The organism is Acidimicrobiales bacterium (assembly GCA_016794585.1).
GTDB lineage: Bacteria > Actinomycetota > Acidimicrobiia > Acidimicrobiales > DATDAH01 > JAEUJM01.
In genome coordinates this window covers 80,013-104,799 of the sequence record JAEUJM010000026.1, presented here as the reverse complement: position 1 = coordinate 104,799, position 24,787 = coordinate 80,013, and the positions used below count along the sequence as shown (strand labels likewise).

Genomic DNA, 24,787 nt, shown 5'->3' with positions numbered 1-24,787 from the left:
GCGCCACCGCCGCCGTCTGAGGCCGCGTGGCCCGACGAACCAAGCGGAAACGGCGCTCACGCCGACGTGTTGACAGCGATCTCCTCAGGCGAGAACAATGTTTCCGATGCCGGGGGCCATGCACGGGGGGCTGGAGCGGGCCGCGGCGCGCCTCGGTGACCGTCCCGCCGTGCTCGCCGGCGACGAGGTCTGGACGTTCGCCGAGCTCGACGGCCTCAGCAACGCCTTCGCCCATCACCTCGCCGCCGCCGGCGTGGGGCCGGGCGACCGGGTGGCGGTGATGTCCTCCAACCGGGTCGAGCTGGTCCTCGCCGTTCAGGGCGCCAGCCGCCTCGGCGCCGCCGCGGTCATGGTGAGCCCGGCGTGGAAGGCCACCGAGGTCGCGAACGCCGTCGCCCTCACCGAGCCGGTCCACGCCGTGGCCGACGGCGCCGGGGTCGCCCTCCTCGCCGAGGCGATGAGCCCCGACCGGGTCACCGACCTCGACGACCCCGACACCCAGAGGGCCATCACGGCGGGGCCGACCCACCGACCCGGGGCGATTCGACCGGGCACCGATCCCGACGCCAACTCCCGGGTCGCTCCTGGCGCCGCCGCTGCTCGCGCCTCATCGCCGGGGTCTGCCGACGACTCGTCCGACCACCGGGGCGCCGCCGCCCCCGAACCGGGCCCCGACGCCGACGCCGTCCTGGTCTTCTCGTCGGGTACCACGGGCATGCCCAAGGCCGTCCGCCACACGCACGCCTCCATGGGCGTCGCCACCGACCACTGGGTCCACTGCCTCGGCCTCACCGACGCCGACCGCTTCCAGGTCGCCACGCCACCCACCCACATCCTCGGGCTGCTCAACCTGCTCGCCGCCGCCGAGGCCGGCGCCACCGTCCGCCTCCACGCCCGCTTCGACCTCGACGATGTCCTGCGCAGCATCGAGGCCGACCGCCTCACCCTCGAGATGGCCGTCGCACCCATCGCCCTGGCCATGGCCAACCACCCCGACCTCGAGCGCTACGACCTCTCCTCGCTGCGCTACGTCATGTGGGGCGCCACCCCGGTCACCGCCAGCGTGGCCGAGACCGTCACCGCCCGCACCGGCGTGCGCTGGCTGCCCGCCTACGGCGCCAGCGAGCTGCCCGTCATCACCTGCAACCCCGTCGACCGCCCCGACGAGTGGCGCCTCGACTCGGCGGGGCTGCCAGCGCCCGGCGTCGAGCTGCGGGTGGTCGACCTCGACACGGGCGACGTCCTGCCCGCCGGCGCCACCGGCGAGATCCAGGCCCGCAGCGCCTCGGTCATGGCCGGCTACCTCCCCGCCGAGGCCACCGCCGACGCCTTCGACGGCGACTGGTACCGCACCGGCGACATCGGCTGGCTCGAGCCCGACGGCTGGGTCCACCTGACCGACCGCTCCAAGGAGATGATCAAGGTCAAGGGCTTCCAGGTGGCGCCGGCCGAGGTCGAGGCCGTTCTGCTCGGCCACCCGTCGGTGGTCGACTGCGCCGTGTTCGGCGTGCCCGACGAGGCCGCCGGCGAGGTGCCCGTCGCCGCCGTCGTTCTCGACCCGGCCCACCCCGTTGAGCCCGACGCCCTGCGCGCCCTCGTGGCCGACACCCTCGCCACTTACAAGCAGCTCCGCCAGGTCGAGGTCGTCGACACCATCCCCCGCCTCCCCTCGGGCAAGGCCCTCCGTCGGGTCCTCCGCGACCAGTGGCTCGCCGGCGCCGAGGTCCCCGCCTGATGCCCAGCCCCGACGTTGACCTGAACGCCCCCTGCACCACTTACGTCCTGGCTCCCGATTCGACCGTCCTGGCGATCGAATCGGGAGCCAGTTCGGCTCGGCTGGCACGTCCAGCGCAGTCGGACGCTCCTGGTGCGATGGACGGTCGCGGCGTTCAGCTGAACGCTGCCCGCCAAGTCGCGGGTTGCTCCGAGTCGTCATCCGATGGGCCACGCCGGCACAACGGCCGACCCGTCGTCCGCCCCACCTCGGCGGGCGCCGCCCCGATCGCCGCAGGGGTGCGCTGATGGACGTCCGACTCGACGCCGAGCAGAAGGCGCTGCGGGACGCCGCCGCCCAGGTCGTGCGCGACCTCGGGCCCAAGGCGGTCGGCGACCTCGACGACGACGGCCGCGCCGCCAAGCTCGACGCCGCCGTCGCTGCGGCCGGGTGGCGGGAGCTCCGCCTGCCCGCCGAGGACCCGGCCGGCCCGGGCGCCGCCCCCCTCGCCTCCGCGGTCGAGGTCGGGATCGTGGCCGAGGCGCTCGGGTGGGGGGTCGCCGACGCCGCCTTCGTCGGGCCCACCCTCGCCGCCGAGCTGCGCCGCCTCGCCGGCGCCCCACCGGCGGACGTCCACGAGACCGTCGCCCTCGCCCCTGACCTTTCGGCCCTGGCCGTGCTCGCCGTCGGCGGGGTCGCGGCATCCGAACTGGCACCCGATCTCGGTGTCAGGGCACCGAGATCCGGTGCCAGTACCGCGAACGGGGGCGGTCTCGTCGCGATCGACGCCGCCGGCGCCACCCAGGCGCTCGTGCTCTCCCCCGTCGCCAGCGGCCAGGCCCTGGCGACGGTCGAGCTGCCCGACCCGAGCGCGACGAGCAGCGCCGCCGTCGACCTCACCCGGCCGTCCGTCGCCCTCGCCCCCGGCGCCACCGTGGCCCCCGTCGCCGGCGCCGCCCCCCTCGACGACGACGCCCTCGCCCGCTGGACCGCCCTCGCCCTCGCCGTCACCGCCGCCGACCTCGTCGGCACCATGGCGGGCGCCACCGAGCTGGCCCGGGCCTACGCCGCCGAGCGCCAGCAGTACGGCGTGGCGGTTGGCTCGTTCCAGGCCGTCCAGCACCTGCTGGCCGACGCCTTCACCGTCGCCGAGGGCGCCCGGAGCGCGGCCCTCCACGCCGCCTGGGCGGTCGACACCCTCCCGCCCGACGAGGCGGTCGTCGCCGGCGCCGTGGCCAAGGCCTACGCCAGCGCCGCCGCCCGCACGGCCTGCGAGACCGCCATCCAGGTCCACGGCGGCATCGGCAACACGTGGGAGTGCCTGGCCCACGTCCACCTGCGCCGGGCCCTCGTGTCCACCGAGATCGCCGGCGGCGAGGGCCCAAACCTCGACCGGGTCCTCACCCACCTCGGCCTCGGAGCCGACGCATGACCCCGGTCGGCACCCAGATCCCGCGGCGCTCGGCGCTTGTCCCCTGGCTCGACAACCCGGGCCGGGACTCGAGCCATGCCGCCGCCACCCAGCGTGACGAGCACGCCGTTCGACGGACTCGTTGGAGGAAATACCTCGCCCAGAGCGGGGCTATTTCCTCCAACGATCCGCTTCGCGGGGACGTGGACCCACAGCCGGCCACGGTCCGTGGCGAGACGGGTGAAGCGAGCGAACGATCGACGCTGCACCCCCTCCGTTGCGGCAGTTCCTCGAGCAGCGCCGCCCTCGTCGGGTCGACGGCGGTCCCACACCACCGACCCCACGCGCCCAAGAGCCCGCCCGCCGCCGCCGGACACACGAAGGAGCGCCGCCGTGGACTTCGGTGACTCGCCGGCCGAGGCCGAGTTCCGGGCCCGCCTCCGGGCCTGGCTGGTCGACCACAACCCGCACCTGCCCGCCTCCTCCACGTCGGACGAGTACTGGGAGGGCCAGCCCGCCTGGCACCAGGCGCTCTACGACGGCGGGTTCTTCGGACTGTCATGGCCGGAGGAGGTCGGCGGCAAGGGGCTGCCCAGCGTCTACGACGTGATCGTCGACGACGAGCTCGCCGCCGCCGGCGCCCCGCCCCGGCCGAGCCTCGGCTACCTCGTGCTCGGCATCCTCCACCACGGCAACGAGGACGTCCGCCGCCGCTTCCTGCCCGGCATCGTCAACGGCCGGGACCGCTGGTGCCAGGGCTTCAGCGAGCCCGACGCCGGCTCCGACCTCGCCTCCCTCCGCACCCGCGCGGTCCGCGACGGCGACGACCTTGTGATCACCGGCCACAAGGTCTGGACCAGCTACTCCGACCTCGCCGACTGGTGCCTCGTCCTCGCCCGCACCGACGCCGACGTCCCCAAGCACAAGGGCATCTCCGCCTTCGCCATCCGCATGGACCAGCCGGGCATCGAGCAGCGCCCGCTGAAGATGATCAACGGGATCACCCGGGAGTTCGGCGAGGTGATCTTCGACGAGGCGCGGGTGCCCGCCGCCAACATGATCGGCGAGCCCGGCGAGGGCTGGCCCCTCGCCATGACCGTGGTCAGCCACGAGCGCGAGCCCGGCGAGCTGGGCTACGTCGCCCGCTACCGCAAGGTGGTCAAGGAGCTGGCCGGCCGGGTCGCCGCCGACCCCGAGCGCCACGGCGTCGACGCCCGCCGCGACCTGGCCCGGGCCTACGTCGGCGCCGAGATGCTGCGCAGCCACGTGGCCCGCCGCCTGTCCGACCGCTACGACGGCGTCACCCACGGCCCCGAGGGCTCGGTCGACAAGCTGCTGATGACGTGGACCGAGCAGGCCGTCGGCCACGCCGCCCTCGCCGTCGGCGGCCTCCCCACCGGCGGCGCCGCACAGGGACAAGGAGGAGTGGACGACGACACCTGGCTGGCCGTCTACCTCTACTCCCGGGCCCAGTCCGTGATGGGCGGCACGTCCCAGATCCAGCGCAACCTGATCGCCACCCGCATCATGGGCCTCCCCCGGTGACCCGTACCCTCGGCCCGGCACAGCCCGCCCGGCGGGACGATCGCCCCGCCGTCCGCGATCCGGCGCCGGCCTGCAGCACGACAGCCCCGCGGGCCCTACTGCAAAGGTGTCAGACACCGCTGCAGTTGGCTCGCCACCCCGACGCCCGTCCCGCCGCCGCCCTTCCAGCGGCCATCCTGTGATGGCGCCGCCCCCGTCGTACGACCCGCCGCCGACCCGATGAGCGAGACCCCGTGAGCGACTACGACCTGCCCGACGAGATCCAGGTGACGGCCGACGGGCCGCTGCGGATCATCACCCTCAACCGGCCGGACGACCTCAACGCCACCAACCACGCCCTCCACCAGGGCCTGGCCGAGCTGTGGCCCCAGCTCGACGCCGACGCCGACGCCCGGGCGGCGGTGCTCACCGGCGCCGGCCGGGCCTTCTCCGCCGGCGGCGACTTCGCCTACCTCGACGAGCTCACGAAGGACGACGAGCTCCGCCGCATCACCCTGGTCCATGGCCGAGCGATCGTCACCGGGATGATCCGCTGCCGCGTGCCCATCGTCGCCGCGGTGAACGGGCCGGCGGTCGGCCTCGGCTGCAGCCTCGTGGCCCTGTCCGACATCGCCTTCATGGCCGAGAGCGCCCACCTCGCCGACCCCCACGTCCTCATGGGCCTGGTGGCGGCCGACGGCGGCCCCATCACGTGGCCGCTCCTCACCAGCCTCATGCTGGCCAAGGAGTACGCCCTCACCGGCGACCGCATCCCCGCCGAGCGGGCGGCGCAGATCGGCCTGGTCAACCACGTGGTCCCCGACGACGAGGTGCTCGACGCCGCCCTCGCCTGCGCCCAGCGCATCGCCGCCCTCCCCCAGGGCGCGGTCGAGGACACCAAGCGGGTCATCAACCTCCACATGGAGCGGGCCGTGCTCGCCACCCTCGACTACGCGCTGACCGCCGAGCACCGCTCGTTCGACTCCCCCGAGCTCCGTGCCAACCTCGACCGCCTCTTGCCGCGAGACTGAACGCTCACCCACCTTCACCACGACGCCCACCGCCGGCCACCCCACTCCGCCGCACCTGCCCAGAAACCGAGAAGGAGCTTCCGTGGACTTCGAGCTCACCGATGAACAGCACGCGCTGCAGGAGGTCGTCCACGACCTCGTCGAGCGTGACTGCCCCGCCACCCTGCTGCGGGCCGTGTTCGAGGGCAGGGACGACGGCTCGTCGTTCTGGAAGACCCTCGTCGCCAACGACTGGCCCGGCCTGGCCGTCGCCGAGGCCGACGGGGGCAGCGGCGCCTCCGCCGTCGAGCTGATCATCGCCATCGAGCAGCTCGGCTGGGGCGGCGACCCCACCCCCTTCCTGGCCACGACCACGCAGTACGTGCCGCTGGTCCAGGAGTGCGGCACCGAGGCCCAGCGCCAGTCGTTGCTCGGTGCGATCTGCGCCGGCGGGACGGGCGCGGCCGCCTTCAGCGCCGACACCGTCTCGGCCACCGCCGACGGCGACGGCTGGGTGCTCTCGGGCACCGCCGCCCACGTCGTCGACGGCGACCGGGCCGACCGCATCGCCGTGGTGGCGTCCACGGGCGACGGCGGCGGTGACGACGGGCAGGGCGGGCTCGGCGTGTTCGTCGTCCCCACCGACGCCGTGACCGCCACCCGCCAACCCTCGTTCGACCCGGCGCTGCACGTCGCCACCGTCGACTTCGGCGGGGCCCGGGTCGGCGCCGACGGGGCCCTCACCGGCACCGACGACGTGGCTGCCGCCGTGGTCCGGGCCGGCGAGCTCGCCGTCACCGGCCTGTCGGCCCAGATGGTGGGCGCCTGCCAGCGGGCCTTCGAGATCGTGCTCGAGCACATCAAGTCCCGCCACCAGTTCGGCGTGCCCATCGGCTCGTTCCAGGCGGTGAAGCACATGGCCGTCGACGTCTACGTGGTCATCGAGCGGGCCCGGGCCCTCGCCCAGTTCGCCGCCCTGGCCATCGCCGAGGACGACGAGCGCCGCAACCTCGCCCCGTCGCTGGCCAAGGCGGCGGCGGGCGACTGCCAGCGCCTGACCGCCAAGCACGGCATCCAGCTCTTCGGCGGGCTCGGGTACACGTGGGAGAACGACGTGCAGCTCTACGTGAAGCGGGCCAAGGCCGGCGAGCTGCTGTTCGGCACCACCAAGGACCACCGGGCCCAGGCGGGCCGGACCGTGATCGCCCAATCGCTCGCTGCGGCGGGCGCGACCGGGGAGGTCGCCCGATGAAGCTCGCCTTCGACGCCGAGACCGAGGCCTTCCGGGCCGAGTTCGCCGCCTGGCTCGACGCCAACGCCCCCGACCCGTCCGAGGTGACCGAGCCCTCGCTGTCGAGCGCCCACGCCCCCCAGTGGGCGCGGGACTGGCAGCGGAAGCTGTTCGAGGCGGGCTGGCTCGTGCCGGGCAACCCGCCCGAGTACGGCGGCCGCAACGCCACCCTGGTCGAGCAGTTCGTCCACCAGGAGGAGCTGACCAGCCGGGGCATCGACGTCACCCAGAACCCCCAGGGCCTCACCATCATCGGCCCCTCGCTACTCGGGTTCGGCACCGAGGAGCAGAAGCAGAAGTGGGCCGTACCGCTGCTGCGGGGCGACATCACCGCCGCGCTCGGCATGTCCGAGCCCGACGCCGGCTCCGACCTCGCCGGCCTGCGCACCCGCGCCGTGCTCGACGGCGACCACTTCGTGGTCAACGGCCAGAAGGTGTGGACCTCCGGCGCCCACGACGCCGACTTCATCCTCGCCTTCGTGCGCACCGACCCCGACGTCCCCAAGCACAAGGGCATCAGCGTCCTGATCATCCCGACCGACTCCCCCGGCCTCACCCGCCGGCCGTTCGGCTCGTTCATCTCCCCCGACGACCTCGACTTCAACGAGGTGTTCTTCGACGACGTCCACGTCCCCGCCGAGAACCTCGTCGGCGAGCTCAACCGGGGCTGGGGTGTTGCCAACGGCTCCCTCGGCCACGAACGGGCCATGCTCTGGCTCGGCTTCGCCACCCGCCTCGAGTCCATGGTCCAGTGGGGCCCGGTCACCCTCGAGCGGGCCGGCGCCGCCCACGACCCCATCGTCGAGGACTGGTTCGGCAACCTCGTCGTCGACGCCTACGCCATGCGCCTCCTCGGCTACCGCACCCTCGCCAAGGCCCGCAAAGGCATGGAAGCCGCCGAGCAGTCCATCCTCAAACTCATGGGCTCAGAGGCCGGCCAGGCCGCCAACCTCGCCCTCGTCGAGTCCCTCGGCCCCGCCGCCCTTGACCCCGACCTCCCCGGCGCCCCCCGCTCCGCCCTCCAATCCCAGTTCGTCAGCGCCAGCTGGTGGGACCTCTACCTCCGCAGCTTCGCCGGCACCATCGCCGGCGGCACCAGCCAGATCCAACGCAACATCATCGCCGAGCGGGTCCTCGGGTTGCCGAGGTAGCTCAACCCGGCTGACCTCGAGCGCCCACTGGGCGTCCGCCGTCTCGATCGGCCAGATCGACCACCCGTCCGCAGCATGAGTATTGACTCATGATGAGGGATAGCTCATGCTGGGTCGGTGTGGGACGTCGAGGTCACCGACGAGTTCGAGGAGTGGTGGCAGTCGCTCACGTCCGACCAGCAGGAAGCGCTCACGGACCGCGTCGACCTCTTGGCCGAGCGGGGCCCGGATCTCGGACGTCCGGTGGTGGATCGCATCCAGAGCTCCCGTCACCACAACATGAAGGAGCTCCGGGCGGCGCAAGGTGGCGCCCTGCGCGTGTTGTTCATGTTCGATCCTCGTCGGCAGGCCATCCTGCTGCTGGGTGGCGACAAGAGCGGCGAATGGACGGCGTGGTACGAGTGGGCGGTCCCTGCGGCTGACGACCTCTACGACGTCTACCTCGATGAGTTGAAGGAGGAGGGACTGATCTGATGGCACGAACCAAGTTCTCCGAGCTGCGCAAGGAGGTGGAGGCACGCCCCGGCGCCCGAGAGCGTCTCGCCGCGGCACGGGCCGAGACGCTCGAGGAGATCCGGCTCTACGAGCTGCGCCACACCGAGGCCGTGAGCCAGGCCGAGCTCGCCGGCCGGCTCGACGTCACCCAGGGTGCGATCTCGAAGCTCGAGCACTCCGAGGACGTCCGGGTCTCCACCCTTCGCCAGTACCTCGACGCCCTCGGGGCGCGCCTGGAGCTCGTCGCCGTGTTCGACGACGAGGATCGGCGGGTCCCCATCCACCTCGGCAAGGACTCCGCCGCCTGACGCATCGCCGCCGCCAGCCTGACGGCCTCAGTGCCAGTCGTCGAAGGCGGTGAGCTGCTGGTTGCGGAGGTTGGTCTCGAAGTCGCCGGCCTCGAAGGCATCGGGGTCGAAGGGACGGCCGAGCCACTCCAGGCGCTCGGTGTGCTCGGGGTGGGATGGGTCGGCGAGGATGGCCAGCAGCTCCTCGTAGCCCCAGGGGCCGCCGCAGTCCTCGGGCGGGCAGGCCCGGCGGCCGTCGACGCACGCCGGCACCGTGACCGGGGCCCCACCGTCCGCCGGCAGCACCTTCTCGACCACGATCCGGTGGCGCCAGTCGTCACCGAAGTCGTAGGCGTAGTCGAACTTCGATCCCTCGCCGGCAACCGAGTCGAGGCGGACCAGGCCCTCGTCGATCGTCGGCGGGCCGAAGTCGTACTCCGGGTTGTAGTCCTCGTCGGGGACGCCGTAGCGGTCGTCGCCCACCTCGAACTCGTGCAGGTGGTAGTTCCACCACCCGAACGCCGCCTGGATCACCTCGTGGACCTGGTCGAGCGTGCTGGCGCCGTCGACCAGCACCCGACGCCACACGGGCGGCTTGATCCCCAGGAGGGTGACCTTCAGCTGGAACACGTCACCGCGGGCAGCCCCCGTCAGCGGACCGCTCGGAGCCGGCGCCTGGTCCCCAAGGTCCGGGCGGAGCGAGATGACCTCGGCGAGCGGGCCGGCGCCGCCCACGAGCGCCGCCAGCGCCCGGTCCGGCGACCCGGGCCCGTCCCCCTTCATCAGCGGCCCGAGGAGCATGGTCGCCAGGCGCCGCGACAGGTCGTCCAGATCGGTGGGGCGCTTCTCACGGGCCCACCCGGCGTGGAGGCCGAACTCGGTCATGACGCCGACCACGCTGCGATCGTTCGTCGGCGCGATGCGCACCTCGCCCATCGCCGCCCGCTCGGTGGCGATGAACGCCTCGTCGACCCCCTGCCGGCGCAGCGCCGCCTCGACGGCCGCAGGGATCCGGTCGAGCAGCGTCGCCGCCGGCGCCAGCTCCATGAACACCGGCAGGAACGTCCGCTGGTTCACCAGCAACGCGACCTGCGGCTTCCAGAACAGCGCCGTGGCGAACCAGTCCCCCAACGCCGTGGCCGACACCTCGTCGGCGGCGGCCACCGGCCCCTTCACCCGGTCCCGCAGCTTCTTGGTGCCCCGCACGACCAGCATCCCCAGATCCTCGCATCAGTCCCCTGACGGCGGAGGGGATTCGACCGGTGCCGACGTCTCCGCCGAGATCCTCGTCGGCGAGCTCAACCGGGGCTGGGGCGTCGCCAACGGCTCCCTCGGCCACGAACGGGCCATGCTCTGGCTCGGCTTCGCCACCCGCCTCGAGTCCATGGTCCAGTGGGGCCCCGTCACCCTCGAGCGGGCCGGCGCCGCCCACGACCCCATCGTCGAGGACTGGTTCGGCAACCTCGTCGTCGACGCCTACGCCATGCGCCTCCTCGGCTACCGCACCCTGGCCAAGGCCCGTAAGGGCATGGAGGCCGCCGAGCAGTCCATCCTCAAGCTCATGGGATCGGAGGCCGGCCAGGCCGCCAACCTCGCCCTCGTCGAGTCCCTCGGCCCCGCCGCGCTCGACCCCGACCTCCCCGGCGCCCCCAAGTCCGCCCTCCAGTCCCAGTTCGTCAGCGCCAGCTGGTGGGACCTCTACCTCCGCAGCTTCGCCGGCACCATCGCCGGCGGCACCAGCCAGATCCAACGCAACATCATCGCCGAGAGGGTCCTCGGGCTGCCGAGGTAAGCAGAAATCGTTCGCCCACATCGGTGTCGAACCTAGGCGAGGCTGGAGTATCGCTGCAGCTAGAGCGCTCTTCCTCCGTCAACGAGGAATCCGCTGCCAAGAAATGCACCTCGTGCGAGCCGTCGTACACACCCGAGTCGACGTACAGGCTCGTGACCGGACTCGTTGCGCAAGCGCAGGGAGCTAGAGACTCACTCGGTCACTTGGAGTACCTTCTGCGCATGGCCCTGTCCCAGGAGCACGTGTCCGGCTTCACCTCGTTGCCATGGCTCCCCCAGGCATTTATCAACGTCGTCGCTGGCTCAGGCAATGATGTCGCCGCCATCCTTCAACAGTTAGCAGACAGTGACAGTTTCTGGGACAGCTGGGATCAGGTCATTCGAAATGCTGAACCTGTACCGATCGAGATCTTGGACGACAACACTTTCCTCGCGCAGGAAATCGAGCTCGTGCACGATTTGGCGCCGAACCTAAGTCCAGCAGCGACGACGGTATTGCAGATGGTCATCGAGCAAGCGGCTGAGGCAGCTAGCCGCGTGAACCGGTTTCCTGACGGTCAAGCGGTGAGAGCCAGGATCCGAGATCTCGCCGAACAACTGGATGCAGAGCAAGTTGCCGGTGAACCCAACTCACCCAGTTGGCTGCGCAGCTTTGGGCGCGCTGTGTCTGTATTGGCCGGCGCCACCATCGTCATGGCAGACGTACCAGCGGTTGCTGGGGGCGGCATTCCCGCTCTCGCCTCGTTCCCTGTGGGAATGGCCGGAATCGCGGCAGGAACATTCGACGATCCCGCCGCAGCGCGCGATTTCTTGCGCGCCCGGAGACCCAGGTAGACACTCTTTCGAGGCATCTCGTCCCACGGCCGACTGTCGTGGGACGAGTCGCCGAAGGACAACGGAGGGCGACATGGCCGCAGTGGCAGCAGATGTGCATGCGGTCTAGCCAGCGCACCTATGTCGAGGTGGCCATCGCAAGGCAGTCCCGCTGTTCGCGACTATGTTTGGCAAGTTCTTTCCAGAAGCCGACCCTCCCGCCCACCCTTGACCGCGGCACATTCGGTGTGGCCGGCGGCCTTGCGCCATGTCGCCGTGGATACGGTTTGCAGACGATGCAAGCAGCGGAGGCGGCATGGCCCGCCTTGGAAACGATCGCGCGTAGCTGCGCCGGAGGACAGGCGGCCGTGAGGCCGGGGCCGGAGCTATGCGAGAGCAAGCCGGTCCCCGTCGCACCGAGGCCGTCGTAGGACTTCCGTGGCGATCGCGGGGCTCACGCTGCCGGAGCTGTCGGCCTACGACCCGCCGGTCGCCGGAGAGGGAAGCCTCGACCCGATCGGGTTGGCGGCGATCTCGGACCGCCTGGCCGACCGTCTCGTGCCGGGCATCCGATCGCGGATGCAGCGGATGCGGTTCGTCACGGCGACGGCGGTGGGCGCTCTCGCCTGCGACGGGCTGGGTGAGGTCCCAGCGGCCGACCAGGTATCGACGCCACCGATCTGCTTCGAGTGGGTCGTGTTGGAGGCGTTCGTCCGCCGGCTGCGCCCCAATGAGATCCCTCCCGGGGTCCCGGGCGTCAACAAGGCCCGGAACGTCGTCGCCCGGCAGCAGCGACTGTCGGCCCCGACCTATCTGAAGGGCCCGAAGGTGTTCGGCTTCAACGGTGTCTACAAGCCGTTCTCGGTCGACGCCGACATCGTCGATGCGAACCTCGAGCCAGCCGGTCGATGCGCCGAGCTGGTCCGCGAGTGGGAGCGGGAGAACGACGCGGAGGGCTTCACCGACGACGTGCCTCGCAGCAACGGAGCGACGCTCCGCCGGGATATCCGAGACGCCGTGCGCAGCGCGCTCGCCAACGACCACGTCACCACGAAGACGGGCTCCTGGCTCTTCGGGCGCCTGGCCGCCACCTTTCATCCGGACCACGCGCACGCCGCCGAGCGCCACCACCTCCGCATGCTCCTGCTGTCACCCCACCACGAGGGCCGTGCCGAGCTCGCTCGCCTCCTCGCGAACGTCGGCGAGATCGACGACGCTAGAGAGGCAGGCCTGCTGCTCGCGGTCCGACCCCAGTGCTCGCCGTCCCTCGGCGCGGTCGTGGACGCCGTCATCGCCTACGAGCGGTTCGCTGCGCTCGCCGACGCCGTGTTCCGGACGCTCTGCTCGATCTCCTACGCACTCGGCACCAAGCCCATGGCCCCTTCCAACGCGGCCACGCACAGGACGATCGTCCGTGGCGCCAAGGAGCTTCCGTCGCTGTTCGAACGAGCGATCGAGCAGATGGCTGCGATCGACGCCATCGGCCAGATGGAGCAAGACCTCGGAGAGCTCGCCATCCGACGCAGCCCCTCCGAGCTCGTCGAGGTCGTCATGGGCCATCACGAGCAGGTGCAGGCCCACAAGCCCCCCAACGGCAAGCGACCGTGGTTCGAGCCGCTTCGAGACGGGTGGGTCGTGCGTCCGTCTTACGGAACCCCCGACGAACCGGTGCTCGACGGCCGCTTCATCCACCCGGTGCGGGTCGCTGCCGTCCGGCGCTTCCTCTCCGACACCGCCCCATGAGCGCGCCCCGTCTCCTCGACTACTGGTCACCACCGGAAGGCGCTGGCGAACCGGTCGCGGCCCTCGCCACCACCTTCACGTTCCAGGCCGACTTCTTCGACGAGGACTGCCTGTCCCGGTTCTTGTCGCTCTCGTCGGTGCCCAGCGAGGGCGACCGCATCTCGAGCATCGCCGCGGTCCTGGAGATGGAGGATCGACTCAGCGAGGTCCAGGTCAGTGTGCTCGCCGATCGCAGCACCGCCAGCGAGAAGCGGAACCTTCGCTGGGATCTCCTGCCCGTCGCGGCACCGGGCGGGCTACTGCACGCCAAGGTCGCGGTGCTGTTGTGGGAGCGGGCCGGGCGCGTCGTCGTCGGGTCGGCCAACCTCACCCCAGCCGGGTACCGCCAGCAGGTCGAGACGGCGATCGCCATCGACCTCGACTCGAACTGCTCCGTCCCGCGGAGTGTGCTCGACGACCTCGTCAGCGAGCTCCGAGTTCTCGTCGAGCTCGCACCCGACGACCCGGGACTGGCCGGCCCGAAGAGCCGCGCGTCGGCGACGCTCGACCTCCTTACCGAACGAGTGCAGGCGCTGTCGCTACCCATTACCGGTGACCGCAACCTGCGGCTCGCCGTCGCGCCGGCACGACCTGGTCGTAGCCCGCTGGACCAGCTCCGCGCGGTGTGGCGAGGCCCGCAACCCCTGTGGGCGACTGTGCTGTCGCCGTTCTGGGACGACGCCGCGCCTGCTCCCGCGCTCGACGCCATCGGTCAGCTGCTCACCGGACGGCCCGCCAGTCGGCGCGGCCTCGTTGCCGTCGCCGCCGTTGATCCGCGTACGGAGGCGGTCAAGGCGCCGGTGTCGATGGCGCGCCAGCGCGGGCTCGACCTCGTGGCGTTCGAACCCGACGACGCCGAACAGCGCCTGCTCCATGCCAAGGTGCTCGTCGTCGAGAGCGACGAGTGGGTGGCGGCGATGATCGGCTCCTCCAACGCCACCGAGGCCGGCTACAGGCTCCACCCGCGACGTGGGCACCACGAGCTCAACGTCTGGATCGGCTGCCCTGCAGGATCCAAGGAGGCCAAGGCCCTGCGTGCACTCACCCGGGCCGGCGCCCCGATCGATCTCGATGACGCCGTGTGGGACCCGGATCATGACGAGGACGAACCGACAGCGCCGACCCTCCCGCTCGGGTTCCAGTCCTGCGTCGTGCAGCCCGACCCGCCAGCGGTGACGCTCACCTTCTCACGGGACGACCTGCCAGTCCGATGGACGGTCAACACGCCGACCGACATCGAGCTCCTGGACGTCAGTGCATGGCGCGCCGAAGGCTCGCCGGAGACGGTCTCGATCCCGCTGCCGGACGCGATCCTCCCCGCGTTCCTGGCGGTCCGGTGGGCCGATGCCGAGGGGCAGGTGCGTGCCACCTGGACGGCGAACGTCGAGGATCGCGGTGCGCTCCCGCCACCCGAGGAGCTTCGTGACCTGCCCGTGGCGCTGCTGCTCGAGGCGCTTGCCTCCACCCGTCCCCTGCCCGAAGCTGTCGAGCGAGAGCTTCGACGGCAGGAGCGTGCGGCGGAGGCCAACGGTCGAGCCGAGCTCGACCCCCTCAAGCGGTTCGACGATCGGTCGCTCCTGCTGCAGCGCACCCGGCGGGTGTCCCTCGCCCTGATGCGCCTCGAGGAGCGCCTGGCGCGCCCGGCATCCAGCCTGGACGCCCTCCGTTGGCGCCTCCAGGGGCCCTTCGGCCCGCTCGCCATCGCCGACGGGCTGCTCGCCGCCGACGGAGCCGGCGATCTGCTACCCGGCGAGCCGCACTTCCTGCTCGCTGAGCTCGCACTGACCGTCGCCGCCGTCGACTGGGAGGCCGCCGCCCCGAAGCTGCCCAAGACGACAGTCCGAAGAGTCGTGTCGGAGGCGATCCAGGCGATCGATCTCCATCGAGCCGAGCTCTCATCGTCCGCCGATGGCGCCATCGACCGGTACGTGACCGACGCCCTGAAGGCGGCTGCCCGATGAGGTGGCCCATCAGCCCGCGGATCTCGATGCGGAACGACCGCGTCGCCGACACCGACGCCGACCGCCAGACCGCCACAGCCACCGAGATCCTGCGCCGGCTCGACAGCCAGCCCGGGATCGTGCTGGCCGACGAGGTGGGCATGGGCAAGACCTACGTCGCCCTTGCCGTCGCTGTCTCGGTGCTCGAGGCCACACGGAGGCGTCGCCCGGTGGTGATCATGGTGCCTTCTGCCGTGGCGGAGAAGTGGCCGACCGAGTGGGCCGTGTTCTCCGAGCGGTGTCTGACCCCAGGGCACGGCTTGCGCGCCTCCGAGCCGGTCCGCAGCGGCAGCGACTTCCTCAAGCTGCTCGACGACCCGGCGCGCAGCCGGAAGCACCTGATCTTCGTCACCCACGGGGCGCTCACGAGGCAGCTCAACGACCCGTTCATCAAGCTCGCGATCATCCGCCAGGCAACGGCGAACCGGCCTGCGCTCGCCAACCGTCGCCGGGCGATCGCCCGCTACTCCAAGAAGCTGTTCAACGCGCCCTTCGGTCCCGACGTCGTCGAGGCGCTCCTCGCGGTGCCGCCGACCCGCTGGAAGGACACGTGGAACCGGTGGCGTCCCAACCACCCGCTCGATGACGACCCCGTCCCCTTCAGCGCCCTCCGGGCGATGAAGGCCGTGGACCTCGGTCCGGTGCGCGAGGTCGTCGCGTCGATGCCGGTGCACAACAACGCCTCGCTGGACCGCAAGTTGAAGGCGGTTCGGGCGCAGCTCCGGCGGACGATGACCGAGACCTGGAAGGAGTGCCTCGGCCACCTCGACGAGGCCCTGCCGCTGCTCATCCTCGACGAGGCCCACCACGTCAAGAACGCCAACCAGCTCTCGCGCCTGCTGACCAATGACGAGGCCGAGGCAGACGTCGTTGCGCTGCAGGGACCGCTCGGCGGCATGTTCGAGCGGATGTTGTTCCTGACTGCCACCCCCTTCCAGCTCGGCCACCACGAGCTCGTCAGCGTGCTCGACCGCTTTCACGGCATCCGATGGGCGAACAAGACCACGCGTGCCGCGTTCGACGAACAGCTGGACACCCTGCGTATCTCGCTCGACCGGGCGCAGGCGTCGGCGCTCCGCCTCGAACGGGCCTGGGCCCGTATTGCGCCCGAGGACGCGCCGGCGGTCGAGGCGCTCATGTCCTTCGAGCCCACACCCGAGCAGCCCGAGCCGGTTCGCACCGCGCTGGAGGTCGCCGCTCAGGCCGCCACCGAGCTGGACGACGCCGAGCTGCGCCTTCGTCCGTGGGTGATCCGCCATGCCCGGGCCGACAAGGCCCACCGGCGCCGGTACCTGCCAGGCGCCGGCATCACCGACGCGAGCCGCTCCGACAGCGGCCTCGCCGTCGACGGGCCAGCAACGCTTCCGTTCCTCCTGGCAGCGCGGGCGCAGGCCGTGTCGAGCCTGGTCCGCCCTGACGGCGCCGCAGCCGCACGGTCGTACTTCGCGTACGGACTCGCCTCCTCGTTCGAGGCCTACGCCGACACGCGGCGGAACCGTACGGCCGTCCTCGACGACGATGCCGGCGACGCGGTCGCCGACCGCGTTGCCGACTCTCCCCGCCTGCGCTGGTACCTCGATCGGATCAGTGCGGAGCTACCCGACGACACCACCGACGGCTGGGCATCGCATCCGAAGGTGCGGGCGGTGGTCGACCGGGTGACATCGCTCTGGCGGGATGGCGAGAAGGTGCTCGTGTTCTGCTTCTATGTCGAGACCGGCAAGGCGCTGCGAGCACACATCTCGCGCGCGCTCCCGCGCTGAGGTCCTCGAACGGAGCGGGCGTGCGTTCTCCATCGATCCCGCCGATGAGGACGCCGTCGTCGCGCAGCTCGACCGAACTGCTGAACGGCTTCTTCGCTCCGACAGCAGCGGCTTCCAGCGGTTCCGGTCTCGTGTCGCCTCCGTTGCCGGCGTGTCCGACGCCGAGTCGGCCGAAGCTGTCGCCGACGTCGTCATCCGGTTCATGCGAACCCCATCGTTCCTTGTGCGCTTCGTGGACCTCTCGTCGGCCACCACCCCCGACGACCTGCTCGATGGGCTCGAGCATCGTCTCCTCGGTGGGCTGACGCTCGCGGACCGGGTCCGAGCCTTCGCTGAGCTGCTCGCACAGAAGGTGGACACTGAACGCGACGACCTCCTCGACGCGCTCCACCGGATCCAGACCGGCAGCATCACCGCGGTCACCGAGGACTTCGACGAGTCCGAACGCTCGGCCCGGCGCGAGACGCTCCTGCCCAACGTCCGCCTCGCCAATGGTGGCGTGCAGGCGACGACCCGCCGGCGCCTGATGCTCGCGTTCAACACGCCGTTCTTCCCCGAGGTCCTCGTGGCCAGCTCGGTGATGGCGGAGGGAGTCGACCTGCACCGCGACTGCCACCACGTCATCCACCACGACCTGGACTGGAACCCGAGTACGCTGGAGCAGCGCACTGGACGGGTCGACCGCATCGCCTCGCTCGGCGAGCGCCTCGGGAAACCAGTCGTCGTCTACGAGCCGTACCTGGGCGGCACGCACGACGAAAAGATGTTCCGTGTCGTCAAGGACCGCGAGCGCTGGTTCGGCGTCGTGATGGGTGAGACCCCCGACTCAAGCGAGTGGGCGACCGAGCGCCAGGCCGAGCGCGTGCCGCTGCCGGCGAAACTTGCCGAGCAGCTCACGATGGACCTGTCGCTGCACAGTTGACAGGGGCGCCTCAACGTCCGGTCGGTCGGGGAGCTCGTTGGCCGATGAGCGGTCGGCCGCCCTGGGCGGTCCATGCCGTACAGTCGAGCGACCTCAACGACCATCGGGAAGCGCGGTGATGACGAAGGAAGCGCAGCGAGCCGACCTGCACAAGACGATCTGGCGGATCGCCAACGACCTCCGCGGCAGCGTCGACGGCTGGGACTTCAAGCAGTACGTGCTCGGGATGCTCTTCTACCGATATATCTCCGAGAACCTAACCGCGTACATCGACGAGCACGAGCACAGGTCGGGCGCCCCGGACTTCGCCTACACCGACCTCGACGATGAGGCCGCCGAGTCTGGCCGAGCGGACACCGTCGCCGAGAAGGGCTTCTACATCCCGCCGACCGAGCTGTTCGTCAACGTCCGCAAGCGAGCTCGGAACGACGAGAACCTCAACGAGACCCTCGAGCAGGTGTTCAACCACATCGAAGGTTCGGCCCTCGGCACGCCCAGCGAACACGACCTCAAGGGCCTGTTCGACGACCTCGACCTCAACAGCTCCAAGCTCGGCCCGACTGTTGCCAAGCGCAACGAGAAGCTCGTGAAGCTGCTCGACGCGGTCGGAGACCTCGGGCTCGGCTCCTATGCCGACAACTCGATCGACGCGTTCGGCGACGCCTACGAGTACCTGATGACGATGTACGCTTCGGGTGCCGGCAAGTCGGGCGGCGAGTTCTTCACGCCACAGGAAGTGTCCGAGCTGCTCGCCCGGATCACCGTCGTGGGCAAGACCGAGGTGAACAAGGTCTACGACCCCGCCTGCGGGTCCGGCTCGCTCCTGCTCAAGTTCGCCAAGGTGCTCGGCAAGGACAACGTGCACCAGGGCTTCTTCGGTCAGGAGATCAACCTCACGACCTACAACCTGTGCCGGATCAACATGTTCCTACACGACATCAACTTCGAGAAGTTCGACATCGCCCACGGCGATGTACTGACCGATCCGGCCCACATGGACGACGAACCGTTCGAGGCGATCGTGTCGAACCCCCCGTACTCGATTCGATGGGAGGGCGACGCCAACCCGCTCCTGATCAACGACCCGCGCTACGCCCCCGCCGGTGTTCTCGCGCCGAAGAGCAAGGCTGACCTCGCCTTCACGATGCACATGCTCAGCTGGCTCGCGGTGAACGGAACGGCGGCGATCGTCGAGTTCCCCGGCGTGCTTTACCGCAGCGGGGCCGAGCAGAAGATCCGCAAGTACCTAATCGACAACAACTACGTCGACACCGTGATCCAGCTGCCGCCAGACCTCTTCTTCGGCACAACCATCGCAACCTGCGTCATCGTGCTGAAGAAGTCCAAGGCCGACAACAAAACGCTCTTCATCGACGCGTCGACCCAGTTCGTCCGGGGTGGCAACAAGAACAAGCTCACACCGGAGAACCAGGACACCATCCTCGAGGCCTTCATCGAGAGAGGCGACGCAGACCACTTCGCTTGCTTGGTTAACAACTCGGTGATCGCTGAAAACGACTACAACCTGTCGGTCTCCTCCTATGTCGAGGAGCGAGATACTCGCGAGCCGGTTGACATCGTGGTGTTGAACGCCGAGATCGTCCGTATTGTTGCTCGTGAGCAGGAGCTCCGGACCGCTATCGATCAGATCGTCGAAGACCTTGAAGGCTCGTCGTAGTGCGGCTGTCGGAGGTCTTGAACAGAGCCCCAGATACGTCGAGGACTCAGGTCGAAAACTTCCTTGGTTCTCGGAAGGTCTCGTGGGGCGCACAGCGGTTGATAACGGCCGGCAGGGTTGTCAGGAACCACTTCTGTCTGGCGTGTGGAGACACGAGGAGCTTCGTTTCTGGCGAAAAGCTCTCGTGTCTTGTGGCCGGGGAACAGGTGCTGAGCATCGATGTGGCGCTTCGTTGTTCCGGCTGCGGGTCGGGGGCCGAAGCGTGGTTCCTAATTGGTTGTGGCGATGACCTGTACTCCCCGGCGCCCGAGGTGTACTTGCAGCGATTCACTGAGAATCGCCGGGATCTAGCGGGAGCGCAAGGACTGCGCATCGAACAGATCGACGACCTGTTCGAAAGGGCGCAGATTGCTTTCGATGATCGCCTTGGCGCCGGCGCCATGATCTACCTGAGGAAGATCTTCGAATCTCTCACCATGGAGGCTGCCGTGGCCGCTGGAATCGCGACGACACACCCGAACGGTAGGCGGAAGAACTTCAGACTGCTCCTTCAAGAGGTCGATGGCCAAGCGCGGATCATTCCAACCGAATTCGCCGAGAATGGCTACACCTTGTTCGCGGAACTCAGTAATGTCATACATGGCGATGCCGACGAAGCCGAAGCTCTTGAGAAGTACGATCCGTGCCGCAGGCTCATTCTCGGGGTTGTGAGCAACGTTCGAAACCGCAGCGAGTTCGCTGCTGCAATTGCGACGCTGGGTTGGGAAGGCGACGAGCAGTCCCCGATCGCCGATCGGACGCCGTGAGTCGGATAGAAGATCTGCTCCGTGAGCGCTGCCCGAACGGCGTCGAGTTCCGCGCGCTCGGTGACCTGGGTGAGTTCGAACGTGGGAGCGGGATCCAGAAGTCTGACTTCGTCGACGAGGGCGTCGGCTGCATCCACTATGGCCAGATCCATACCCACTACGGAACGTCGGCAACGGAAACGAAGTCGTTCGTGACGCCTGAGCAGGCCGCACGTAGTCGTCGGGCGAAGACCGGTAATGTCGTCATCGCAACGACCAGCGAGGACGACGAGTCTGTTGGAAAGGCAGTCGCGTGGCTCGGTGATGATGAGGTCGCAGTCGGCACCGATGCGGTAATTTACCGCCACTCGCTCGACCCCAGGTACGTCTCGTACTTCTTTCAGTCCGAGCAGTTCCAAACTCAGAAGCGGCGACATGTCACCGGCGCCAAGGTCCGTCGAATCTCGCGCACGGGTCTCGAGAGGATCCGCATCCCAGTACCTCCGCTTGAGGTTCAGGAGGAGGTCGTTCGAGTCCTAGACTCATTCGAGTCGCTGCAGGCGGAGCTGCAGGCGGAGCTGCAGGCGGAGCTGCAGGCGCGACGACGCCAGTACGCGCACTACCGCAAGGCACTGCTGACGTTCGAGAGTGGGATCGAGTGGGTCACGCTGGCTGACATCTGTCGGCTCGTTTCCGCTGGGGGTACGCCTCTCTCCACTCGCGCCGACTTCTACGGGGGCGACATCCCCTGGCTGCGAACCCAGGAGGTTCGTTACGCTGACATCGTCGACACCGAGGTGAAGATCACTAAGGCCGGGCTCGACAACTCCGCAGCCCGCTGGGTTTCTCCGAACAGTGTGATCGTGGCGATCTCGGGAGCCGGTGTGACCCGGGGCCGGGTAGCCGTGAACAGAATCCCCCTCACGACGAACCAGCACTGCTGCGCTCTTGAAATCGAACCGGACGCGGCCCACTACCGATACGTGTACTACTGGCTCGTGCAGCACTATGAAGACCTCCGATCTAGGGGCCAGGGCAATCGTTCCGACCTCAACATGGGGATCGTGAAGAAGTACCCGATCGCCTTGCCGCCGCTCGCGGAGCAGGCGCGCATCGCCCAAGTCCTCGACACGTTCGACGCACTCGTGAACGACCTATCCGTCGGCCTACCTGCTGAGATCGTCGCCCGGCGGACGCAGTACGAGTACTACCGGGATCGGCTCCTCACATTCGAGGAGGCCACGTGAGCGACGGATCGGTTCCGCGCTACGAGCCGATCGCCGTCAGCTCGCAGAGCACCGTCGTCGCTGAGTTCGTCGCCGACGCGACACACGAGAGCGGGTACCAGTCCGAGGCCGACCTCGAGAGCGCCTTCCTCGACCTCCTCCAGGAGCAGGCCTACGAGTACCTCCCGCTCACGAGCGAGGAAGGGCTGATCGCCAACCTTCGAACCCAACTCGAGGCGCTGAACGGGATCGAGTTCTCCGAGGCCGAGTGGGAGCGGTTCTTCTCCGAGCGCATCGCCAGCGCCAAGGACGGCCCCGTCGAGAAGACGACCCGGCTCCAAGAGGACCACGTTCAGCTCCTCCAGCGAGATGACGGAACGACGAAGAACGTCTCGCTGATCGACAAAGCCAGCGTCCACAACAACCGTCTCCAGGTGATCAACCAGTACGAGGTCACCGGCACCTACGCCAATCGGTACGACGTGACCGTCCTCGTCAACGGCCTCCCGATGGTTCACATCGAGATCAAGCGCCGGGGTGTCGACATCCGAGAGGCGTTCAACCAGATCAAGCGTTACCAGCGAGACAGCTTCTGGGCCGGGTCCGGGCTGTTCGAGTACGTACAGCTGTTCGTCATCACCAACGGCACGCTCACGAAGTACTACAGCAACACGGTCCGGGCGCAGCACATCACCGAGCGGTCAGGTGGGAAGCGGGCTCGCAGGACCTCGAACAGCTTCGCCTTCACGAGCTGGTGGGCAGACGCGACCAACAAGCCGATCGAGGATCTTCGGGGCTTCGCCAAGACCTTCTTCGCCAAGCACACGCTGCTGAACATCCTCACCCGCTACTGCGTGCTGACCGCCGATCACACGCTGCTCGTGATGCGTCCATACCAGATCGTCGCGACCGAACAGATCCTGGGTCGCGTGCAGGTCTCGTCCAACTACAAGAAGTGGGGCACGGTCGCGGGCGGCGGGTACGTGTGGCACACGACTGGCTCTGGCAAGACCCTCACGAGCTTCAAAACGGCGCAACTCGCCAGTGCGATGCCGACGATCGACAAAGTGCTTTTCGTCGTGGACCGCAAGGACCTCGACTACCAGACGATGCAGGAGTACGACCGCTTCCAGAAGGGGGCCGCCAACTCAAACACGTCGACTCGGGTCCTCAAGCAGCAGCTTGAGGACCCGGCGGCACGGATCATCATCACCACGATCCAGAAGCTCAGCACCTTCATCGCCGCCAACAAGGGCCACGAGATCTACGACGGCCACGTCGTAATCGTCTTCGACGAGTGCCACCGCTCACAGTTCGGCGACATGCACACCGCGATCACCAAGGCGTTTCGCCGGTACCACCTCTTCGGCTTCACGGGGACGCCGATCTTCGCCGCCAACGCTGGCGCCGGCGGCAATCCGCAGTTGCGCACGACAGAGCAGGCGTTCGGCGACAAGCTGCACACTTACACCATCGTCGACGCCATCACCGACAAGAACGTGCTTCCGTTCCGGATCGACTACGTGAACACCGTCAAAATGCCCGAGTCGATCGCGGACAAGCAGGTAAGCGCTATCGACAAGGAGAACGCGCTGCTCGCACCCAAGCGCATCGAGCAGATCGTCGCCTACATCCGTGAGCACTTTGACCAGAAGACGAAGCGGGCCTCCCACTACAGCCTCCAAGGCAAGCGCGTCCGTGGCTTCAACTCGTTGCTCGCCACGGCATCGATCGAGGCCGCCCGGCGCTACTACAGCAACTTCTACCTCCAGCAGAAGGACCTGCCGTCGGACCAGCAGCTCAAGGTCGGGTTGATCTACAGCTACACCCCCAACGAGGCCGAGCCTGACGATCTACTGCCCGAGGAGGAGTTCGAGACCGACGCCCTCGGCTTCGACGCGCGGGAGTTCCTGGAGCACGCCATCCAGGACTACAACGACATCTTCGGGACCAGCTTTGACACGACCGCCGACAAGTTCCAGAACTACTACAAGGACCTGTCGCTGCGGCTGAAGAACCGCGAGATCGACCTCGTGATTGTGGTCAACATGTTCCTCACCGGTTTCGACGCCACGACGCTAAACACGCTGTGGGTCGACAAAAACCTCAGGTCCCACGGGATGATCCAGGCGTATTCACGGACAAACCGGATCCTTAATTCGGTCAAGACCTTCGGCAACATCGTCAGCTTCCGCGACCTCGAAGAGGCGACCAACGACGCCATCGCCCTGTTCGGCAACAAGGACGCACGAGGGATCGTGCTCCTCAAGCCGTATGCCGAGTACTACGACGAGTACGCCGAGCGTGTCACGGAGCTGCAGACCGACTTCCCGCTCGGCCAACCGATCGTGGGAGAGACTGCGCAGAAGGCGTTCATCACGCTATTCGGTGCGATCCTGCGCCTCCGGAACATCCTCTGCTCCTTCGACGACTTCGCCGGCAACGAGGTCCTCACATTGCGTGCGATGCAGGACTACCAGAGCGTCTACCTCAACTTGTACCAGGACTTCCGCGGCCAGAGCGACGCCGACAAGGAGCCGATCCACGAAGAGGTCGTCTTCGAGATCGAGCTGATCAAGCAGGTCGAGATCAACGTCGACTACATCCTGATGCTCGTCGAGCAGTACCGCGCTGTGAAGGGCGACGGCGACGCCAAGGAGATCCGTGCCGCCATTGACCGAGCCGTGTCCTCGAGCCCCTCGCTGCGCAACAAGAAGGACCTCATCGAAGAGTTCGTGGATTCGCTCTCGGCCAGCGCCGACGTCGACGGAGCCTGGGCCACCTTCGTCGCCGCGAAGCGAACGGAGGAGCTCGACCGCATCATCGCCGAGGAGGATCTCGATCCCGAAGCCACCCGCTCGTTCATCGACGCAGCCTTCCGCGACGGTGCCGTTCAGCCGAGCGGAACCGCGATCACAAAGGTCATTCCGCCGGTCTCCCGGTTCGGGTCGAGCAGCGGGCACGCTGCCAAGAAGCAGACCGTTCTCGGCAGGCTCAGCGAGTTCTTCGACCGATTTTTCGGGCTCAGCTGATAGCGACGGAACATCTCCTTCCGGGCATGCGGCCGTCGACCTCCTGGAGCCCACGGCCACTTCACGCTGAACCGTCGAGGCTGACACGAGTCCGCCCGAGTCCGAGTATCGC

19 protein-coding genes are annotated in these 24,787 nt (G+C 68.8%); 18 read left to right on the top strand and 1 reads right to left on the bottom strand.

Annotated elements, in window-relative coordinates; all coding sequences use genetic code 11:
* Positions 1-118: 118 nt before the first annotated feature.
* The 8 genes from JNK12_13100 (at position 119) to JNK12_13065 (ending at position 8,904) form a co-directional block, all read left to right on the top strand.
* Positions 119-1,735: an acyl--CoA ligase gene (locus JNK12_13100; protein ID MBL8776871.1), complete on the top strand. Its 1,617-nt coding sequence runs from the start codon at positions 119-121 to the stop codon at positions 1,733-1,735.
* 286 nt (positions 1,736-2,021) lie between these two features.
* The gene (locus JNK12_13095) at positions 2,022-3,146 is read left to right on the top strand and encodes a hypothetical protein (GenBank protein ID MBL8776870.1); all 1,125 of its coding nucleotides are present in this window, start codon (positions 2,022-2,024) and stop codon (positions 3,144-3,146) included.
* A gap of 372 nt (positions 3,147-3,518) precedes the next feature.
* Positions 3,519-4,670 carry an acyl-CoA dehydrogenase family protein gene (locus JNK12_13090; GenBank protein ID MBL8776869.1) on the top strand — a complete coding sequence of 384 codons (1,152 nt, stop codon included), beginning with the start codon at positions 3,519-3,521 and terminating at the stop codon, positions 4,668-4,670.
* A 233-nt stretch (positions 4,671-4,903) separates the two neighbouring features.
* The gene (locus tag JNK12_13085; protein MBL8776868.1) at positions 4,904-5,680 is read left to right on the top strand and encodes an enoyl-CoA hydratase/isomerase family protein; all 777 of its coding nucleotides are present in this window, start codon (positions 4,904-4,906) and stop codon (positions 5,678-5,680) included.
* 82 nt (positions 5,681-5,762) lie between these two features.
* Positions 5,763-6,911, top strand: coding sequence for an acyl-CoA dehydrogenase family protein (locus JNK12_13080; protein MBL8776867.1), 1,149 nt, complete (start codon positions 5,763-5,765; stop codon positions 6,909-6,911).
* On the top strand, positions 6,908-8,101 hold the full coding sequence (locus tag JNK12_13075; GenBank protein MBL8776866.1) for an acyl-CoA dehydrogenase family protein: 1,194 nt from the start codon (positions 6,908-6,910) through the stop codon (positions 8,099-8,101). Before JNK12_13080 ends, JNK12_13075 begins: the two co-directional genes overlap by 4 nt.
* Before the next feature lie 117 nt (positions 8,102-8,218).
* Positions 8,219-8,575: a type II toxin-antitoxin system RelE/ParE family toxin gene (locus JNK12_13070; GenBank protein MBL8776865.1), complete on the top strand. Its 357-nt coding sequence runs from the start codon at positions 8,219-8,221 to the stop codon at positions 8,573-8,575.
* Positions 8,575-8,904: a helix-turn-helix transcriptional regulator gene (locus tag JNK12_13065; GenBank protein MBL8776864.1), complete on the top strand. Its 330-nt coding sequence runs from the start codon at positions 8,575-8,577 to the stop codon at positions 8,902-8,904. Before JNK12_13070 ends, JNK12_13065 begins: the two co-directional genes overlap by 1 nt.
* Positions 8,905-8,931: 27 nt before the next feature.
* Here the strand turns inward: JNK12_13065 and JNK12_13060 are convergent, their stop codons facing one another.
* Positions 8,932-10,098 carry a plasmid pRiA4b ORF-3 family protein gene (locus JNK12_13060; protein MBL8776863.1) on the bottom strand — a complete coding sequence of 389 codons (1,167 nt, stop codon included), beginning with the start codon at positions 10,096-10,098 and terminating at the stop codon, positions 8,932-8,934.
* On the opposite strand from JNK12_13060, the gene JNK12_13055 reads away from it, so the two are divergent.
* The 10 genes from JNK12_13055 (at position 10,079) to JNK12_13010 (ending at position 24,675) form a co-directional block, all read left to right on the top strand.
* Positions 10,079-10,675 carry a hypothetical protein gene (locus JNK12_13055; protein ID MBL8776862.1) on the top strand — a complete coding sequence of 199 codons (597 nt, stop codon included), beginning with the start codon at positions 10,079-10,081 and terminating at the stop codon, positions 10,673-10,675. The two genes, JNK12_13060 and JNK12_13055, sit on opposite strands and share 20 nt — an antisense overlap.
* A 221-nt stretch (positions 10,676-10,896) precedes the next feature.
* On the top strand, positions 10,897-11,508 hold the full coding sequence (locus tag JNK12_13050; protein MBL8776861.1) for a hypothetical protein: 612 nt from the start codon (positions 10,897-10,899) through the stop codon (positions 11,506-11,508).
* Positions 11,509-11,925: 417 nt separating this feature from the next.
* A complete protein-coding gene (locus tag JNK12_13045) occupies positions 11,926-13,230 on the top strand; it encodes a hypothetical protein (GenBank protein ID MBL8776860.1) in 1,305 nt (434 codons plus the stop codon).
* Entirely contained in the window at positions 13,227-15,230 is a 2,004-nt protein-coding gene (locus JNK12_13040; GenBank protein MBL8776859.1) for a hypothetical protein, read from the top strand. Before JNK12_13045 ends, JNK12_13040 begins: the two co-directional genes overlap by 4 nt.
* Positions 15,227-17,032: a hypothetical protein gene (locus tag JNK12_13035; GenBank protein MBL8776858.1), complete on the top strand. Its 1,806-nt coding sequence runs from the start codon at positions 15,227-15,229 to the stop codon at positions 17,030-17,032. Before JNK12_13040 ends, JNK12_13035 begins: the two co-directional genes overlap by 4 nt.
* A gap of 151 nt (positions 17,033-17,183) precedes the next feature.
* A complete protein-coding gene (locus JNK12_13030) occupies positions 17,184-17,954 on the top strand; it encodes a hypothetical protein (GenBank protein ID MBL8776857.1) in 771 nt (256 codons plus the stop codon).
* A 118-nt stretch (positions 17,955-18,072) separates the two neighbouring features.
* Positions 18,073-19,632 carry a type I restriction-modification system subunit M gene (locus JNK12_13025; protein ID MBL8776856.1) on the top strand — a complete coding sequence of 520 codons (1,560 nt, stop codon included), beginning with the start codon at positions 18,073-18,075 and terminating at the stop codon, positions 19,630-19,632.
* Complete coding sequence (locus JNK12_13020) at positions 19,632-20,438, top strand: hypothetical protein (protein ID MBL8776855.1); 807 nt, start codon at positions 19,632-19,634, stop codon at positions 20,436-20,438. Before JNK12_13025 ends, JNK12_13020 begins: the two co-directional genes overlap by 1 nt.
* A complete protein-coding gene (locus tag JNK12_13015) occupies positions 20,435-21,664 on the top strand; it encodes a restriction endonuclease subunit S (GenBank protein ID MBL8776854.1) in 1,230 nt (409 codons plus the stop codon). Before JNK12_13020 ends, JNK12_13015 begins: the two co-directional genes overlap by 4 nt.
* Entirely contained in the window at positions 21,661-24,675 is a 3,015-nt protein-coding gene (locus JNK12_13010) for a type I restriction endonuclease subunit R (protein ID MBL8776853.1), read from the top strand. Before JNK12_13015 ends, JNK12_13010 begins: the two co-directional genes overlap by 4 nt.
* Positions 24,676-24,787: the final 112 nt, after the last annotated feature.

Bases quoted from the DNA above. Each gene is read 5' to 3' on its own strand.
- JNK12_13100 (MBL8776871.1), top strand. From the start codon at position 119: ATGCACGGGGGGCTGGAGCGGGCCGCGGCGCGCCTCGGTGACCGTCCC.
- JNK12_13095 (MBL8776870.1), top strand. From the start codon at position 2,022: ATGGACGTCCGACTCGACGCCGAGCAGAAGGCGCTGCGGGACGCCGCC.
- JNK12_13075 (MBL8776866.1), top strand. From the start codon at position 6,908: ATGAAGCTCGCCTTCGACGCCGAGACCGAGGCCTTCCGGGCCGAGTTC.
- JNK12_13065 (MBL8776864.1), top strand. From the start codon at position 8,575: ATGGCACGAACCAAGTTCTCCGAGCTGCGCAAGGAGGTGGAGGCACGC.
- JNK12_13060 (MBL8776863.1), bottom strand. From the start codon at position 10,098: ATGCTGGTCGTGCGGGGCACCAAGAAGCTGCGGGACCGGGTGAAGGGG.
- JNK12_13050 (MBL8776861.1), top strand. From the start codon at position 10,897: ATGGCCCTGTCCCAGGAGCACGTGTCCGGCTTCACCTCGTTGCCATGG.
- JNK12_13040 (MBL8776859.1), top strand. From the start codon at position 13,227: ATGAGCGCGCCCCGTCTCCTCGACTACTGGTCACCACCGGAAGGCGCT.
- JNK12_13035 (MBL8776858.1), top strand. From the start codon at position 15,227: ATGAGGTGGCCCATCAGCCCGCGGATCTCGATGCGGAACGACCGCGTC.
- JNK12_13025 (MBL8776856.1), top strand. From the start codon at position 18,073: ATGACGAAGGAAGCGCAGCGAGCCGACCTGCACAAGACGATCTGGCGG.